At 66.5% G+C, this 15,131-nt stretch carries 18 protein-coding genes; 3 read left to right on the plus strand and 15 right to left on the minus strand.

The window, feature by feature from the left end; translation table 11 throughout:
• Positions 1–36: 36 nt before the first annotated feature.
• From dacB to BMI85_RS06960, 7 genes are read right to left on the minus strand one after another with little or no spacing between them, the layout of a single operon-like run.
• Positions 37–1,464 carry a D-alanyl-D-alanine carboxypeptidase/D-alanyl-D-alanine-endopeptidase gene (dacB, locus tag BMI85_RS06930; protein ID WP_078600419.1) on the minus strand — a complete coding sequence of 476 codons (1,428 nt, stop codon included), beginning with the start codon at positions 1,462–1,464 and terminating at the stop codon, positions 37–39.
• Positions 1,465–1,515: 51 nt separating this feature from the next.
• Complete coding sequence (locus BMI85_RS06935; protein ID WP_078600421.1) at positions 1,516–2,133, minus strand: nicotinate-nucleotide adenylyltransferase; 618 nt, start codon at positions 2,131–2,133, stop codon at positions 1,516–1,518.
• 50 nt (positions 2,134–2,183) lie between these two features.
• Positions 2,184–3,386: a GGDEF domain-containing protein gene (locus BMI85_RS06940; protein WP_078600423.1), complete on the minus strand. Its 1,203-nt coding sequence runs from the start codon at positions 3,384–3,386 to the stop codon at positions 2,184–2,186.
• A complete protein-coding gene (locus BMI85_RS06945) occupies positions 3,386–3,997 on the minus strand; it encodes a heme NO-binding domain-containing protein (RefSeq protein WP_078600425.1) in 612 nt (203 codons plus the stop codon). The genes BMI85_RS06940 and BMI85_RS06945 overlap by 1 nt, the downstream gene beginning before the upstream one ends.
• Before the next feature lie 60 nt (positions 3,998–4,057).
• Entirely contained in the window at positions 4,058–5,791 is a 1,734-nt protein-coding gene (locus BMI85_RS06950; protein WP_078600427.1) for a DUF4153 domain-containing protein, read from the minus strand.
• A 50-nt stretch (positions 5,792–5,841) separates the two neighbouring features.
• Positions 5,842–6,546 (minus strand): HAD family hydrolase, encoded by a 705-nt coding sequence (locus tag BMI85_RS06955; RefSeq protein WP_078600429.1) that lies wholly within the window; start codon positions 6,544–6,546, stop codon positions 5,842–5,844.
• A 45-nt stretch (positions 6,547–6,591) separates the two neighbouring features.
• The gene (locus BMI85_RS06960) at positions 6,592–6,870 is read right to left on the minus strand and encodes a DUF3572 domain-containing protein (RefSeq protein ID WP_078542139.1); all 279 of its coding nucleotides are present in this window, start codon (positions 6,868–6,870) and stop codon (positions 6,592–6,594) included.
• Between the two features lie 143 nt (positions 6,871–7,013).
• Between BMI85_RS06960 and BMI85_RS06965 the strand changes: the two genes are divergently transcribed.
• Positions 7,014–8,408 carry a diguanylate cyclase gene (locus BMI85_RS06965; protein ID WP_078600431.1) on the plus strand — a complete coding sequence of 465 codons (1,395 nt, stop codon included), beginning with the start codon at positions 7,014–7,016 and terminating at the stop codon, positions 8,406–8,408.
• Positions 8,409–8,518: 110 nt separating this feature from the next.
• Here BMI85_RS06965 and BMI85_RS06970 read toward each other — a convergent pair whose 3' ends face one another.
• The 4 genes from BMI85_RS06970 to BMI85_RS06985 all read right to left on the minus strand — a co-directional run bounded on the left by BMI85_RS06970 (position 8,519) and on the right by BMI85_RS06985 (position 10,991).
• Entirely contained in the window at positions 8,519–9,025 is a 507-nt protein-coding gene (locus tag BMI85_RS06970) for a periplasmic heavy metal sensor (RefSeq protein ID WP_078548755.1), read from the minus strand.
• Positions 9,025–9,447, minus strand: a complete 423-nt coding sequence (locus tag BMI85_RS06975) for a hypothetical protein (RefSeq protein ID WP_078569884.1) — start codon at positions 9,445–9,447, stop codon at positions 9,025–9,027. Before BMI85_RS06975 ends, BMI85_RS06970 begins: the two co-directional genes overlap by 1 nt.
• Positions 9,440–10,024, minus strand: coding sequence for an RNA polymerase sigma factor (locus BMI85_RS06980; protein ID WP_078569883.1), 585 nt, complete (start codon positions 10,022–10,024; stop codon positions 9,440–9,442). The genes BMI85_RS06975 and BMI85_RS06980 overlap by 8 nt, the downstream gene beginning before the upstream one ends.
• Before the next feature lie 94 nt (positions 10,025–10,118).
• A complete protein-coding gene (locus tag BMI85_RS06985; RefSeq protein WP_078600433.1) occupies positions 10,119–10,991 on the minus strand; it encodes an EF-hand domain-containing protein in 873 nt (290 codons plus the stop codon).
• Between the two features lie 188 nt (positions 10,992–11,179).
• Between BMI85_RS06985 and BMI85_RS06990 the strand changes: the two genes are divergently transcribed.
• The gene (locus BMI85_RS06990; protein ID WP_078522601.1) at positions 11,180–11,581 is read left to right on the plus strand and encodes a DUF983 domain-containing protein; all 402 of its coding nucleotides are present in this window, start codon (positions 11,180–11,182) and stop codon (positions 11,579–11,581) included.
• Entirely contained in the window at positions 11,574–12,281 is a 708-nt protein-coding gene (locus tag BMI85_RS06995) for an NUDIX hydrolase (RefSeq protein ID WP_078600435.1), read from the plus strand. Before BMI85_RS06990 ends, BMI85_RS06995 begins: the two co-directional genes overlap by 8 nt.
• On the opposite strand, the gene BMI85_RS07000 is transcribed toward BMI85_RS06995, so the two are convergent.
• From BMI85_RS07000 to BMI85_RS07015, 4 genes are read right to left on the minus strand one after another with little or no spacing between them, the layout of a single operon-like run.
• A complete protein-coding gene (locus BMI85_RS07000) occupies positions 12,278–13,180 on the minus strand; it encodes a DMT family transporter (RefSeq protein ID WP_246832505.1) in 903 nt (300 codons plus the stop codon). The two genes, BMI85_RS06995 and BMI85_RS07000, sit on opposite strands and share 4 nt — an antisense overlap.
• A complete protein-coding gene (locus BMI85_RS07005; protein WP_078600437.1) occupies positions 13,177–13,683 on the minus strand; it encodes a lipocalin family protein in 507 nt (168 codons plus the stop codon). The genes BMI85_RS07000 and BMI85_RS07005 overlap by 4 nt, the downstream gene beginning before the upstream one ends.
• Positions 13,680–14,030 (minus strand): hypothetical protein, encoded by a 351-nt coding sequence (locus BMI85_RS07010; protein ID WP_078600439.1) that lies wholly within the window; start codon positions 14,028–14,030, stop codon positions 13,680–13,682. The genes BMI85_RS07005 and BMI85_RS07010 overlap by 4 nt, the downstream gene beginning before the upstream one ends.
• The gene (locus tag BMI85_RS07015; protein ID WP_078600441.1) at positions 14,030–15,076 is read right to left on the minus strand and encodes an aldo/keto reductase; all 1,047 of its coding nucleotides are present in this window, start codon (positions 15,074–15,076) and stop codon (positions 14,030–14,032) included. The genes BMI85_RS07010 and BMI85_RS07015 overlap by 1 nt, the downstream gene beginning before the upstream one ends.
• Between the last annotated feature and the right edge of the window lie 55 nt (positions 15,077–15,131).

Below are 15,131 nucleotides of genomic sequence, written 5' to 3' on the forward strand. Positions count from 1 at the left end.
CTGACGACCGCCCCGCCGTCCGGGCGGAGCGACCCCTCAGCCGTAAATCCCGGCCCAACGCTCCAACAGCTGGCTCTGCAGGATTTTCGACGCCCGCACCCATTGGACCTGCCCCGGCGGGCGCGGCGCCGAGCCCGCACGACGACGTCGGTTTAGATCGGCTGTGAAGATCGCGAAGACCAGTTCGGTGCCATCCGGCGCGGTCATATAGCCCGCCAAAGTCGAGACGAAATTCAGCGTCCCTGTCTTGGCATCGACGCGGAATGGCTGGGCTGGCATGTTCTTGCCCGTCGCATCGCGCAGCTTGAATGGCTTCATCAAACTGCGCAGCCCCATCGGCGCACCAAGATTGCGCAGCGCTGCCACCATGTCCTGCGGCGAAAGCTCGGCATCGGCCCGCAGCCCGGAATGGTCGGTAAACCGGGCCGAGCGCGCGCCCGTGCGTTGCTGCAGCCACTGGGTCATCGTCTGCCCCGACTGCTTCAGCGAGTTCCCCGCGCCCAGCCGCTTGCTGACCGTCATGCCCACCGCCTCGGCGGTGATATTGGTCGAATATTTCATCATCGCGCGCAGCACCGGCACCAGCGGATCGCTGCCATGGCTCACCAGAACCGTACCGCCGGGCAGGTTGCGGACCTCTTCCGGCGCGGGCAGCGGTGTGCCCTGCGCGCGGGCCAATGTCTGAAACACGTCGCCCGCATAGGCCGCCGGATGGCGCACCGGCAACCACCGGCTCCCACCACGTCCCAAGGCCGCCGAGGCGACCGTCCAATGCTCGACCCCGCCGCGGTCGGAATAGGTAAAAGTGGGCGAGGAGCGTTTCGCAATCGACGCCTTCGCGGTATAGGCCTGCGGCTGCACGTCGCGCCCGCGCGCATCCATGCTCAGCGCCCAGCCCCCACCGGAGCGGCGCCACTGGAAATGCACGCGATTGAAGTTCAGCATCAGTCCCGAGATCGACGGGTTATAGCCCGCGAAAATCGGCTGATCGTTTGCAATCTCGTTCTTGTAGGGCAGCGCCCCGGCCCAAGTCAGAAAACGCCCCGTGACGCCCTGCACGCCCTTCGCCGCCAGCTGCTTCGCCATCGCGTTCAGATCGTCGGTCGTCAGCGTCGGATCGCCCCCGCCCGCGAGGATCAGATCACCCTGAATGCGCCCGCCAGAGATCGGGCCGGTCGCGATCAACTGCGTGCCAAAACGGAAATCGCCGCCCAGTTGCTCCATCGCATAGAGCGAGGTGATCGACTTGAGTGCGGAGGCAGGCGGCATCGCTTGGCCTGCATTGCGCTGTTCGAGGATCTGGCCGCTCTTCAGGTCCGCGACGACATAGCCCACATCGCCGCTGAGCCCGGCCATCCGGACCAATTCTGCTGCCGCGACCGTCTGGCCGAAGCCCGTTTTCGGAGTGGCGAAAAGCGCGGCGCCACCCAGCAATGCGAAGCGGCGCGATATCGATAGCGGCATGGCGATTCCTCCCTCGGCGTCAATCCGAGCGTAGCGCGCCCCGCACCGTCTTCAAGCGGGTGTCGACGCCCGCCAGCCGCCTTTCTCGCGAATTTCCGTGGAGGAAAGAGACGACATCGGAATGTTGACGAAGCACCAGCGCGGCGCCGGTCCGTCTAGGAGGCGCTGCGAGGCGACCGCGGGCAATTCGGCCCCCGCATAAATGCGCGCCGCGCGCGCCCAGCGCCCCGGCATCCGCCAGCCCGGACGCGCCAGCACACCGACCGGCACGCTCTCCATGATCGTGCGCCAATGATCCCAGCGGTCGAATTGCACGAGGTTATCGGCCCCCATCAGCCACGCGAAATCCACGCCGAGGTAGAGCGCACGCAGCCGCGTTATCGTGTCGGCCGTGTAACGCGTGCCGAGCCGCGCTTCGAGGTCGGTCACCACGACGCGCGGATCGCCCCCAAGGCTCGCCCGCGCACTCGCGATCCGCTGATCGAGCGGCGCGGGCCCATGCGCCTTGAGCGGGTTGCCGGGGCTCACGATCCACCAAACCCGATCAAGATTGAAGCGGCGCAGCGCCTCGCGCGTGATCAGGACGTGACCTTCATGCGCCGGATCGAACGACCCGCCCAGAAGACCGATGCGCTGTCCGGCGCGGGCATAGGGGAAACCTTGTCTCATGCGCTGCCCTTACCCGAAGGCGACCGGTCAGGAAAAGAGCGTTTGTGCGGCTAAGGCGGAGCGCCGGGTGACGTCGCCGGCCCATCCTCGACGTTTTCGACAGGCCCGGACCCGAAACGAAGGCATCCGCGCCCTGCAGTCTTCGCGGCATAGGTCGCCCTGTCGACATCGTTGTGCAGCGCCTCGATCTCGAGGCTCTTGTAGTCGCGCGACGACACAGCGCCGAGCGATCCGGAGACCAGACATTCCTGCCCCCGATACCATTTCGGCGCTTCGAGCTGTTCGATGATGCGTGCCGCGAGCGCACCAATCTCCGCGCGGCTCGGATTACCGCGCAAGAGAACGAGGAACTCGTCGCCACCCATGCGCGCGACCAGATCACCTCCGCGCACGCTTTCGCACAGGTTGCGGGCCACCAGTTGCAGCACGAAATCCCCCGCCGCATGGCCTTGCGTGTCATTGATCGTCTTGAAGTGATCGAGGTCGACCTGCAGCAATGCGAAATTCGCCAGCCCGTTCGTCGCGTGGTCGACGGCCCGCGCAAGCGCCTGCGCCATGGCCCGGCGGTTGGCGAGTTTCGTCAACGGGTCGCTCAGAGCCTGATCCTCCGCCGCTTTGCGCGCCTGTTCGAGCCGCCCGGTCAGGGCCCGCAACTCTTCCAGCACGAGCGATTTCGCTTCCTGCAGATACAGCATTTCCATCGCGAGATCGGCGGCGGAGAAATCATGTTCGGTCAGGTCGAATTCCGCCACGAGTTCACGCAGGTGAATACCGAAGCTGAAATTAAGGAGCATATCGCCCCCCGCCCGCGTCGGCGCGCGCCCCGGAACTGGCGGACCCGTATGGCTCACCAGTGCGCCGCGCAGGCTTACCTGTGGGCGCATGCGAAGGATGACATGCAGCATCTCCTCCGCCGTCATGGCCCCGAGGGAGCGCCCGCAGCGCCCGATCTGGCGATCGCAATCAACAGCCCCGCAACTTGAGCGCAGTTCTTTCGGGCACATCCGTACCGCCCCGCCGCGCCGCGCGACCGAGAAAAACCGCGAGAACGGCGCGCCGACGATCTGGGCTTCCGGCACCCCCAGAACCTTGCGCAACGTGCGCCCGACCCCGAGGATGCAGGCCTGATCGTCGAGCCAGAGAAACATCGGCAAAAGCCCGGTCAACAGCGCCAGCCAATAGGCGTGCGCGCCCCGATCGGCGGGTGGCTGCGCGGCCAGTCTCGTGACAGCGTTCTCGCCCGGCACGCTCATCAGACCTCACCAATCATGCGCGCGAGGGCGAACTGGCGCGCCTCGGCATGGGTGGCGTCGAGCAGCTGAATCGTCACGGTTTCCCCCATCGGGTCGGGGTCGCGCAGATCGCGCCCGGCGACACGCGGCGGCACCTCGATCAGCGCGAGGCTGCCATAGTCATCCGCCATCGCGCGCAGGATCCCGGCCAGCACCGCCCCCCAGCCCGGCAGATCCGCGGCGACACGCAGACGGAACTGCCCCGGCTGGGTTGCGACCAGATGCAGATCTGGCAGTTTGAGATCGGGCAGCGCCATGCGCGCGCGATCGTTCAACTCGTTGAGCGAGTTCAGAAAACCGCGATAGTCGCAGCCGCCGTAACGCAACAGGCGGCGCACCGCTTCGCGGCTGCACAGATGCGCCCCAAGGTCTTCCAAAAACTCGGATCGCGCCCGCCCCAACTCGTCGCAGGCGGCATCGATCAGCCGCAAGGTCTGCGCATCGTCATATTGCAGCAGGGGCTCATAGCTCTCGCCCGGCAAATCCGCGCGCCGCCGCACGCACGCGCAGAGCGCCGCCCCGTGGGTGTCGGTCAGAAACGTCTCGATAGAGCGGTTGATCAAGCCGAGCATGTGCCCTCCTGACCGCCACGCTAGCGGTCAGAAGTTAACAAAGCTCCAAATTCGCCCGGCTCAGCGCGACAGCGGCAAAAGACGCAGCCCACCGGCCTCAAGCGCCATGATCCCGCTCGGGGCCAGCTGCATCTCACCACGTTTGATCGCGGCGATGACAGGGGCCAGATCGACGCGGAAGCGCGGCTCGCCCTGCGCATCGACGACGCTCCCCCAACCGATCGAATCCCACGCGCCTTTCGACTGCCGCAGCACATAGATCGCATCGCGGTCGGGCAGATGCAGCAGCACCATCGCCTCGTCACCGGGCACATCCGACAGGAAATCGGCCTCGATCAAGGCGCAATTCGCCGCTGCCCCCTCGGCCGAGGCGCAAAGCCCCGCCGCAACCTCGGGCGCGCGCGCGCGGATCGCATCGAGCAGCGCATCCTCGGGCGCTTTCGCACCGGGCGGCAGCACGAGATCCCGGCGCAGTTGGGCGCGCGCGGCGCTGGCACCTTCCGCCCCATCCGCAGACGGACTCAAACGGGCCAAGGCCGTTGCGAGCGCGCGATCATCACCGGCTTGCGCCTCCAGCTCCGCGAACGCCGCCTGCCCGGCAAGCCCCCAGTGGTTCTTCAAAGCGTAGAGCGGCAAAGCGCCCGCCGTGATGCGCCCCTCGCGATACAGCGCCAGTTGCGAGCGCGCAGCCACCCCGTTCGCATCCAGCACCGGCGTCAGCCATGCCAGCGCGGCAAGCAGTAGGACTCCCGCCATGGCGATATTGATCCGCCGCAGCCGCGCCATCCAGCCGCGCCCCAGCAGCACCGACCCGGCATATCCCAGCGCATAGCCCACCAGAAGCACGATCAGCACCGCCTGCGCCACGCGTCCCGGGGTCCAGCCTTGCGCGGTGACGCTTTGCCATCCGGTCCAGGCCGCCGCCCCGACCAGCACGGGCAGCACCAGCGCCAAGCCTTGAGCCGACAGGCGCAAGACCCGCGCACGGACGGCACTTTCATCGTCGCGCTCAATACTGATCGAGATCAGCGTCACCGCCGCCGCAGCCATCGCAAGCAGTGTCTCGATCTGCGAGAACCCGATCAGCGAGACCTCCCCGCGGCGCGCAATGAACCCAGCCACAAAGATCACCGCCACCAGCAGAACGGGCGGCAGCAACAGCCTCAGAAGCCGCAGGATCAGGGTCGGAGAGATCATCTCCTCCAACTCGGTCACCACTGCCAGTCCGAGCCCGAGAATGCCGCCCGAGACCGTAAAGGCGAACAGCTTCTCCCGCAGAAGCTGGCGCAGGAAATCGAGGTCCACACTCTCGAGCAGGCGTGCCGAGAGGTACAGCACGAGCCAGACCATCCCGAGGAAAATACACGCGGCGGCATAGCGCACCACGATATTCCAGGCATGCAGGAACAGCGCCGGATAGTCGTTCCAGGCGCGCCCGCCGCCCTGCGCCACGGCCATCGCGAAGGGCATCGGCAGCATCGCCAGAACCGAGAGCGCGAGCAGCTCGTAAGGCATATATCCCGCCAGCGACTCGCTCGCAGCATAGCCAAGCGACGCCCACCATCCGAGCAGCGCAACCGGAACCGCAATCAGCGCCGCCGCGCCGAATGCCTTGCGCCAGCCGATCTCACCCAGCATCGCAAGCGCGGTCGCGAAGAACACCGTGCCCAGAACCGACACGCCGAACTGTCCGTGCGCGTCAATCGGAAGCCGTTGCTGCAACTGGTTATCGAGCGCCCAGAAGAACATGCCCGCCAGCAGCCCGAGCAGAATATGTTGCAAACGTAGTTGCATGCGTCCCTCTCCTGTCTTGCGCGAGGCTCCCGCGCGTCTGACGCGCCTTGCTAGCCCGCGCGCTGTGCGAGCCAGTCGGGAAGCCCCCCGATATGATCGAGCACCGCATCGGCGAGCGGGGCCAGATCGGCCCGCTCCGCCGGTCCGCTCAGCACGCCGATCGCAATCATCCCCGCCGCGCGCGCCGCGTGCAGGTCATGCTGGCTGTCGCCGACCATCACGACCTCGGCCGGGTCCAGCCCCAGCGAATCCGCGAAGGCCAGAAGCGGGCGCGCCGTGGGTTTCGCCCCATGCCCGCTGTCATAGCCGATAATCCGGTCGAAAAGATCGGTGATGCCCGCCTGCGCGGCATGCGCCCGCGCAGAGGACTCGGCATCGTTCGTGCAAATGCCCAGCTGCAATCCGCGTCCGCGCAGATCGGACAGAAGCGCTGCAAGCGGCACCGGCTCCACCAGTGGCACGTCATGCGCCGCCTGCTCGAGTTCGAGCACCAGATCGTCGAGCGACCGTCCCGGAAGATGCGGCAACAGCAGTTCCGCCGCCTCCCGAACCGTGCCCGCGATCACCGGCGAGTGCGGTTCGAATTCTATCCGATCGAGGTCGAATCCGATCGCCGCGGCAAGCCTACCGGCCTGCTCGGCATCCTTCGCCAACGCCTCGATCTGCAGCTTCGCCCACGCGCCCCATGTCGCGTCGAAGTCGAAAAGCGTACCGTCCTTGTCGAACAGCACCGCCCGTATCTTGCCGCCTGCCATCTGCGATCTGCCTCCCTTTGCGGGCAGATTGCCTAAAGCTGCGCGTCAGGTCCAGTGGCGCAGATCGCCGCGCCCGAGAACCGCGCGCGCCTGCATCAGCGCCTCGGGCTGCACACCAAGGTCCTGCGCGCAATCCAGCACCACCTGATCGTCCTGCAGAACATGGTCGAGAACCCCTGCGAGGAAGTCCGGATCGCTCGCCTGCGCCCGCAAATCGTCCACGCTCGCCCCGGAATTGGCGAGGAACGCGCCGATCAGATCTTCGCGACCGGCAAGCCAGCCGAGGGTCTGCAACGCGAGCGTATGAGCGTTTTCTTGCCGCATGACGGGTCCTTCTCTGCCGAGGGGAAACGCTTTGTTAACCTATCGACCGCTAAGGTCAAGAAAAGGCGCGATGAGAAGCTGGCGCAGTCGGGAACCGCCCGATGCAAGCCGCACCGCGCCGGAGGTTGAAGGAGTAGCGTTATATGCCGGGATCGATCCTCATCGTGGATGATGTGGCGACCAATCGCATTGTGCTTAAGGCGAAGCTGACCGGCGCGCGCTACAACACGCTGCAAGCTGCAAGCGCGGCGGAGGCGCTCGCCCTCGCCGCGGCGCAACGGCCCGGCCTGATCCTGCTCGACGTCACCTTGCCCGACATGACCGGAGAGGGCCTCATTGCCCGGTTGCGGGCGAACCCGCGGACCCGGCGCATCCCGATCATCGCGATGACGGGGCGCGATACGCCCGCGCAGCGCGTGACGCTGCTGCAGGCCGGGGCGAATGAGGTGCTGGCCAAACCCTTCGACGAACTCGTGCTGCTCGCCCGTTTGCGCAGCCTGATACGCGCCCATGCCGGCGACGAGGATTCGGCGCTGCGCGAGCAGACCTGCCGGGAACTCGGCTTCGCAGAGGCGGCGAGCGACTTCGTCCCTCTCGCGCGGATCGCTCTGATCGCGCCCACCCCGTCCGAGGGGCTGCGCTGGAAATCCGCGCTCGCGCCCCTGCTGACGACCAATCGGATCCTGCTGACCAGTTACGATCAGCCCTGCGGCGACGACGCCACGCGTCGCGCCCCCGATCTGTTCGTGATCGGCGCAGACCTCGCGCAGCGCGGCGATGGGCTACGGCTGATGTCGGAATTGCGCTCGCATCCCGAAACGCGCCATGCGGCGATCCTGATCGCTAGCCAGCCTGATGCACGCGAAACGCAAGCCAGCGCGCTCGATCTGGGTGCGGATGACCTGCTGCCCGCCGAGATGTCGACACCGCTCGCAGCAAAGGAAGCCGCACTCCGGATCGGCGCGCAGCTCCGCCGCAAGCGCCTGTCCGATCAACTGCGTCTCTCGGTCGATGAAGGTCTGCGTCTTGCGCTGGTCGATCCGCTGACCGGGCTGCACAATCGTCGCTACGTGAACGCGCATCTGTCGCGCATGTCCGACCGCGCGCGCCGCACGGGCCACGGCTATGCGGTGATGCTGCTCGACCTCGATCGGTTCAAATCAGTGAACGACACCTATGGCCACGGCGCGGGTGACGAAGTGCTGGCGAGTATCGCCCGCCATCTGCGCCAAAGCCTGCGCGACGTCGATCTCATCGGCCGCATCGGCGGCGAGGAGTTTCTCGTGGCGCTGCCCGACAGTTCTCTGGTCGAGGGTTGCCGGATCTCGGAACGGCTCCGGCACGAAATCGCGCAGAGCAAGATCACGCTGCCCGACGGACAAATGACGCAGGTCACCATTTCGATTGGCCTCGCCTTCGGCGGCACGCGCCATGACGATCCTCAGCATCTTATCGACGAGGCGGATGCGGCGCTTCTCTGCGCCAAGGGAAGCGGTCGAAACCAAGTGTCCCTCGCCCAACACACAAACGCGGCCTGACCCGAAATAGAAGGGTCACGCCGCGCGTGGGCAGGTGATGAGACTGAGGGTTGGCGATTTTCCAAACGGCGAATGGTGATGCCCCCTTAGGGGCGCCCGTCCGCCTGACCTCAGGGCTTGGGCTTTGGCGCGTCCTCGCGGTCCTTCTTGCGCTTGTCGAACCGCGCCGCGCCCTCGCGCAGACGCTCGGCAAAGCTATGCCGCGCCTCGGCGCTCATCGCGTCGAGCCGGTCGAGGATCAGTTGCTCGCCGATATCGACCCGCTGCACCGTCCGCGCCTTATGTCGCTCTAGCAGCTCGGCCACCTGCGCACGATCCCAGGGCTCCGCGTCGATCGCAGCGATCAGCGCCGTCATGTCGCTACGCGCCTGCCGCCGCATATCGCGGAACTCCGAGCCGCGCGCCTGCGCCGCCTTGCGCAGCGCATCACGATCTTCCGGGCTCAGCGCCCCGGTAAAAGCGCCGAGGCTGACATCGCCCACGACCGGGCGCGGCGGATGCCGCTCATGCGCCAGCCAGCCGCCGATGAAGAACCCCAGCAAAAGCAGGTTCAGCACCGCCGACCCTATCAGCGCCCAGCGCAATCCCCGGCCATTTCGCGTCTCGGCAGCCGCCATCAGAACCCTCCTTCATCGGCGAAGGCGAAGGTGTCGCCCTCGGGTAGCAGGTTAACCGTGCCGAGGCTTTCGGTCGTGCTGCTGGCGTAAAACGGGCTGAGCGCGCCGATCTCGTCGGCCCCCACGAAGCCGATCCAGACCCCGGCCAGAGCGGCCGTGACCAGACCGCCCATCGGAGCCCAGCCGCCGAACGCGCCGCGAAGCGCGTCCCAGATACCGGCCAAGACGTCAGGCTTGTCGGACGCTCCAGCGGGGCCGGGACGCGCGAAGCCAGCTTGCTCCGCTTCCGCATCGGCCAGAACCCGGGCGAGGAACCCCGCCTCGGCCTCGGGCCCGCCCGCCGCGCGCGCCTCGCTGAACAGCTGCTCCAGCGCCGCGTCGTCGAACGCGTCCGTCTCGCGATCCATGCGTTTGTCAGTCATCGCCAAACCCCAATTTCTCTCGCTGCCCCCGAAGCAGCTTGCTCAAAGCGCGTTTTCCACGCGCTGTCAGACTTTCTACGGCCTCGACGCCAGTTTCCATCGCGGCAGCGATCTCGGGATTGGACAAACCGTCGATATGTCGCAGTGTCACCGCGATCCGCTGCCGTTCCGGCAATTGCTCCAGCGCCGCTTCCAGCGCTGCCAAACGGTCGCGCGCGATCAACTCGTCCAGCGCGCTCGCGCGGTCATCGGCCACCTCTGGCGCCTCGTCCAACCCCACGCCGCGGCGCTTGCGCAGCCGGTCCGTCGCGAGGTTGGCCACCACCCGGTAAAGCCAAGTCGAGACCTTCGCCTCGCCGGCGCGCCACTCCGGCGCGATCTTCCAGAGCCGCAAGAGCCCTTCTTGCGCGACGTCCTCGGCCTCGGCCGCATCGCGCAGATAGCGATAGGCGAGCCGGTAGGCCAAGGGCCCGAAGCGCAGCGTCAACGCCCGCGCCGCCGCCGGGTCGCCCTGCGCGTAAAGCTCCAGCAGAGCCTCGTCCGAAGCCTCGTTCATCGCATCCAGTGCCATCGTCATTCCGTCAAAGGCCTAGCCTGCTTTCCCTGCGCATGCAATTTGACATGCAGCCGGGGCGCTTTTCCGCGCCCCGGCTTTTTTCACTGCTCGAAACTCAGTTCGTGGAGCGGCCCGAGCCATCCGCGGGTCCATTGCCCGGACCTTGACCTTGGCCAGCCCCGGCGCCCGGCTGCATCGGCGGCGTGCCCTGCGGGCCTTGGCCGTTCGGGCCTTGCCCCATCGGACCCTGACCCATCGGGCCGTCGCCTTGCATCATCCGCCCGTAGCCGTCGCGGTCGCCGTTCCACCCCATACGGTCATGGCCATGGCGATCCCCTTTGCCCATGCGGTCATGGCCGTGGTAATCGCCCCTGCCCATCCGGCCATGGTCGCGGCGGTCGCTCATCCGCTGCATGAACCGTTTGGCCATCTGCATCTCGTCGGCACTGATCGCCCCGTCATTGTTGCGGTCCATCCGGTCGAACATGCGCGTCGGCATCGGATGCGCCATCAGTTCGGCGGCCGACAGCTCGCCATCGCCATTGCTGTCCTGCGCGGCGAAGCGCGCTTTCACGCGGGCTTCGATGCGGGCTTTCACCTTGGCCATCTCGGAATTGACGAGCTCCTCCTGAGAAATCATCCCATCGCCATTGGCGTCGAGCGCCTCAGCGTCAGCAGCTCGCTTGGCCTGGATTTCCTCCATCGTCACCTGACCGTCGCCATTGGTGTCGAAGCGACTGATGTCGAAGCCGAAGCCGCGCCCGTCTTGATCGCGCATCGCGCCGGGCTTCATGTTCTGCCCCATACCATTGGCGGGGCCATTGCCAGCACCGTTGCCCGGTCCGTTGCCCGGCCCATTCCCGGGCATGACTTGCTGTCCCTGCGCCTGGTTGCCGGTCTGGTTCTGCGCCACCACCGGCATTGCGAGGGTGATCGCGCTGCCCGCGAGGATTGCCGCGACGAGGGTCTGCCTGTTCATGACTTTCATTCGAAACTCCTGTTCTCGCTCCCACGGCACATCTCGCGCCGTCGATGTCTAACCAAACGAGGCGCCCGCAGCATTCCGTCGCCAAACTCACGCATCCGTGATAGACCCGCCGGACTTTCCATCCGCCCCGGCTGCCGCCATACTGCCCTGCGAACGGGCGGAGAGAGACCGCCACAAGGGAGAGCGCAATGCAGTCGCATGACGAGTATCACGATGACCGCCCGCTGGGCCGCTCGATCGGGCGGGGCCTGCGCTGCCGCTGCCCGGCCTGCGGCAAGGGGCGGATTTTGCACAGTTATCTCAAGGTGCGTGATACCTGCCCGGCCTGCGGCGAGGACCTCTCGCATCAGCGCGCCGATGACGGCCCCGCCTATCTGACGATCCTGATCGTCGGCCATCTCGCGATTCCGATGATGGCGGCCTATTTCATCGCCTTCCGCCCCGGACCGTGGGAGATGATCTGGATTTTCGGCATCGGCTCGATGGTGCTCTCGGCGGTGCTTTTGCCGCTGATGAAGGGGATGCTGGTGGGCATCCAATGGTCGCGCCGGATGCATGGTTTCGGCGAAGGCGAAATCGTCCATGACTGACACGCGCCCCCCGGTCGACAAAACCGCGCTACGCGACGCGGCCAGCGTGATCGTCCTGCGCCGTGACGCGAATGCGACGCCGAGCGTGTTGATGGGCCAGCGTGGCGCTGGAGCCGCCTTCATGCCGTCGAAATACGTCTTTCCGGGCGGCGCGCTCGACGCCACGGATTGGGAGGTGCCCTTCGCCTCTCCCCTGCCCGCGCCCGATCACGCGCGGCTCGAGGCCGATGCGCCCGCAGGGATCGGCGGGGCGCTGGCCGCCGCCGCTCTGCGTGAGCTGTGGGAAGAGACCGGGCTGTTGCTGGGCGAGAAAACCAGCTGGCCCGGCGCGGTGCCCGCCGACTGGCAGGGCTTTGCCGATCTGGGCTTTCTGCCCTCGGCGGCCAATCTGCATTTCGTGTTCCGCGCGATCACGCCCCCAGGCCGCCCGCGCCGCTTCGATGCGCGGTTCTTCCTGATCGATGCGGGTGCGATCCAGGGCGATCTCGACGATTTCTCGCGCGCCTGCGACGAGCTTTCGCATCTGCATTGGGTGCCTCTGCCCGAAGCGCGTGCGCTGAACCTGCCCTTTATCACCGAAGTGGTTTTGGCCGAAATCGCCGCCCTCATCACCACCAAACACGCGCTTGGCACGCCGCATTCGGTGCCGTTCTTCGACAATCGCGGGCCGCGTTCGGAGTTCCGGCGGATCGGGCTTTAACGTCCCGCCAGCACGATCACGATCAGCGACACCACGACGAGCGCGATGCCCACCCCTTCGCGCTTGTGCAGCCGCTCGTGGAAGACCAGCGCCGAGGCGAGCAGCGTGAAGACGATCTCCACTTGGCCCAGCGCGCGCACGAAGGCCGCGTTTTGCAGCGAAAACGCGGTGAACCAGCCCGCCGAGCCCAGAACGCCGGTGATCCCCACCAGAACCGTGCGTCGCCACGCGCCGAACACGCGGGTCAATTCGCCCGGCTCGCGCAGCCGCAGATACAGCCCCATGCCGAGCGATTGCGCGAAGGTCGCGCAGGCCAGTGCGACGATGGCGCGGGCGAAGAAGTCGAGCGGCTCCAGCTCCAGCGTCGCGCCGCGATAGAAGATCGAGGACAGGCCGAACAGCGCCCCTGCCCCGACGCCGTAAAGCGCCGCACGCGGGTTGAAGCCGCCTTCGGGCGGTTTGGTCAGGAACAGCACCCCCGCCAGTCCGATCGCGATCCCGATCCAGCCGATAGGGCCCACGAATTCGCCAAGGATGATCGCGGAGAACAGCGCGACCTGCACCGTCTCGGTCTTGGTGAAGGCCACGCCCACCGCGAAATTGCGCAGGCCGAACAGCGCTACCGTCAGGAAGGTCGCCGCCACCTGCGCCGCGCCGCCCGCAATGACGAAACCCCAGAAGGGGCCGCTCAGATGCGGCCATGGCGTGCCGGTCGCAGCCAGAAAGCCCAGCGCCGTCGCAGCCGCGAGCGGGAAACCAAACAGGAAGCGTGAAAACGTCGCGCCGCCCACCGAGAGCTGCGCCCCCGCCAGCAGCTTTTGCAGCATGAAGCGAATGGTCTGGACGGCCGCGGCGAACAGCGTCACCCAGACCCAGAGATGCACCGGCGCGTCGGTCACTTACCGACCTGCGTCATGTCATAGCCGTTGAAATCCATGACATCGCGCGCCGCCTTGATCAGATCGGGCCGTGGCGGGGTCTGCCGCGACAGGATCATCCCCCAACGGCCCGAAGGTGTGCCAAGCACCGCAACCCGGTAATCGAAATCGACCCAGAGCACCCAGATCGGCTCGCCGCCGAACGCGTCCTTCGCCAGAAGCCGCCCGCCCGGCCCGGTCAGCGTCACGGTCTCGTCGACAGCGGCAGGCTTGATCGCACAGTTGGTGCCGCGCAGCCGGTAGGCGCTCTTGCCGTCCCACGCCCAGTTCTGCGTGCCCGAGCAGCCCGGAATGCCGCTCTCGACGACATGCCATTCGCCTTCGAAGCGCTGCGGATCGAAGAGCGACGCCGAAGAAATCAGCGCGCCCGGTTTGCGCAGCGACGCGGTCTCCGGCTGGGGCGCACAGCCCGCGAGGGTCAGCGCGAGCATCCCACCCAGCGCAGCGATCTTCGCCCAGCTCATTGCACGCATAGCTGCATCGGGTAGCCCGCCTCGCTCATCACCTCATTGCACCCCAGAAGCGGGGTCACCGGCGCGCAGGTCTTCGAGCGCGCGAGGCATTCACCCTCGCACTCGCTGCCCGCCTGACAGCTCTTGCCGCTATCGGAGGTCATCTTAACGCAGATGAACGCCCCGTCGCGCGCGAGCCATTTGCCGCCGCGCGCGACGCATTCGAATTTCCCGGCATCGATCTTCTCCTGCCCGACCAGCGGCAGTTGCTCTGCCGTGTCGGTCCCGTCAGCAGGGCCGAAGGGATTGCAGCCCGCCAAGGCGAGCGCCGCACACAGAAAGATCGACGCCCCGCGCATCAGTAGGGCATCGGGTGATGCTTGTGGAGCTCGGCGATCTTGTCGAGCAGCTCCTTCGGCAGTTCCACCCCTTCGGCGTCGAGGTTCGGCTTGAGCTGGTCGACCGAGGTCGCGCCGACGATCGGGATCACCGGGAAGGGACGGCTCATCACCCACGCAATCGCCATCGTCACCGGGTGAAGATCGAACTCCTTGGCCAGCGCGACATACCGGTCAGCGATCTCGAAGGCGCGCGGATTGGCCCGCCCGCCGAGATTATTGACCAGCGACCGCCGGGTGTTGTCGGGGATCACGTCGCCCGAATATTTGCCCGTCAGGATACCGGCGGCGAGCGGCGAATAGGCCAGCAGCGTCACTTTCTCCTGTTGCCCCAACTCCCCCAGATCGAGGTCGTAGTAGCGGCACATCAGCGAATATTCGTTCTGGATCGACTCGACGCGCGGCCCTTTGCCCGCCTCGGCCAGCGCCAGCCATTGCGCGGTGCCCCAAGCGGTCTCGTTCGACAGGCCGAATTCGCGAATCTTGCCCTCTTTACGCAGATCTTCGAGAGTCTCGAGACAGGCGCTCATATCGTCGAGCACCTCCTGCTTCGAAGGCTGCTTCGATGGATCGAAGCGCCACGTCTTGCGGAAGTGATAGGAGCCGCGATTGGGCCAGTGGAACTGGTAGAGGTCGATGTAATCCGTCTGCAGCCGGGTCAGCGAATCCGTCACTGCCTGGCGGATGCGGGTCGGGCTGATCTCGGGGCCGCCCTCGATCGCGTTCGAGCCCTCGCCGGTGATCTTGGTGGCCACCACCAGATCGTCGCGCTTGCCGCGCTTGGCCAGATAAGTGCCCACGATCTGCTCCGTCCGGCCCATCGTCTCGGCCTTCACCGGGTTCACCGGATACATCTCGGCCGTATCGAGGAAGTTGATCCCCCGGTCGAGCGCGAAATCGATCTGGTCATGGCCCTCGGCCTCGGTGTTCTGGCTGCCCCAGGTCATCGTCCCGAGACAAATCTCGGACACCATGATCCCGCTTTGACCAAGTTCCAGCTTGCGCATGCCCGCGCCCCCTTTGTCATATGATATTGCGCGGACCCTGCCACCGGGCCGCGGG

Origin of the sequence: Thioclava sp. DLFJ4-1, from assembly GCF_002020145.1 — a bacterium.
Lineage (GTDB): Bacteria > Pseudomonadota > Alphaproteobacteria > Rhodobacterales > Rhodobacteraceae > Thioclava > Thioclava sediminum.

What these genes read in the sequence shown, in the direction of transcription:
- BMI85_RS06980 (WP_078569883.1), bottom strand. Translation starts at nt 10,024, where the DNA reads ATGACGATGGCACTGGATGCGATGAACGAGGCTTCGGACGAGGCTCTG.
- BMI85_RS06975 (WP_078569884.1), bottom strand. Translation starts at nt 9,447, where the DNA reads ATGACTGACAAACGCATGGATCGCGAGACGGACGCGTTCGACGACGCG.
- BMI85_RS06955 (WP_078600429.1), bottom strand. Translation starts at nt 6,546, where the DNA reads ATGGCAGGCGGCAAGATACGGGCGGTGCTGTTCGACAAGGACGGTACG.
- BMI85_RS06960 (WP_078542139.1), bottom strand. Translation starts at nt 6,870, where the DNA reads ATGCGGCAAGAAAACGCTCATACGCTCGCGTTGCAGACCCTCGGCTGG.
- BMI85_RS07010 (WP_078600439.1), bottom strand. Translation starts at nt 14,030, where the DNA reads ATGCGCGGGGCGTCGATCTTTCTGTGTGCGGCGCTCGCCTTGGCGGGC.
- BMI85_RS07005 (WP_078600437.1), bottom strand. Translation starts at nt 13,683, where the DNA reads ATGAGCTGGGCGAAGATCGCTGCGCTGGGTGGGATGCTCGCGCTGACC.
- BMI85_RS06990 (WP_078522601.1), top strand. Translation starts at nt 11,180, where the DNA reads ATGCAGTCGCATGACGAGTATCACGATGACCGCCCGCTGGGCCGCTCG.
- BMI85_RS06970 (WP_078548755.1), bottom strand. Translation starts at nt 9,025, where the DNA reads ATGGCGGCTGCCGAGACGCGAAATGGCCGGGGATTGCGCTGGGCGCTG.
- BMI85_RS06965 (WP_078600431.1), top strand. Translation starts at nt 7,014, where the DNA reads ATGCCGGGATCGATCCTCATCGTGGATGATGTGGCGACCAATCGCATT.
- BMI85_RS06945 (WP_078600425.1), bottom strand. Translation starts at nt 3,997, where the DNA reads ATGCTCGGCTTGATCAACCGCTCTATCGAGACGTTTCTGACCGACACC.
- BMI85_RS06940 (WP_078600423.1), bottom strand. Translation starts at nt 3,386, where the DNA reads ATGAGCGTGCCGGGCGAGAACGCTGTCACGAGACTGGCCGCGCAGCCA.
- dacB (WP_078600419.1), bottom strand. Translation starts at nt 1,464, where the DNA reads ATGCCGCTATCGATATCGCGCCGCTTCGCATTGCTGGGTGGCGCCGCG.
- BMI85_RS07015 (WP_078600441.1), bottom strand. Translation starts at nt 15,076, where the DNA reads ATGCGCAAGCTGGAACTTGGTCAAAGCGGGATCATGGTGTCCGAGATT.
- BMI85_RS06935 (WP_078600421.1), bottom strand. Translation starts at nt 2,133, where the DNA reads ATGAGACAAGGTTTCCCCTATGCCCGCGCCGGACAGCGCATCGGTCTT.
- BMI85_RS06950 (WP_078600427.1), bottom strand. Translation starts at nt 5,791, where the DNA reads ATGCAACTACGTTTGCAACATATTCTGCTCGGGCTGCTGGCGGGCATG.
- BMI85_RS06995 (WP_078600435.1), top strand. Translation starts at nt 11,574, where the DNA reads ATGACTGACACGCGCCCCCCGGTCGACAAAACCGCGCTACGCGACGCG.
- BMI85_RS06985 (WP_078600433.1), bottom strand. Translation starts at nt 10,991, where the DNA reads ATGAAAGTCATGAACAGGCAGACCCTCGTCGCGGCAATCCTCGCGGGC.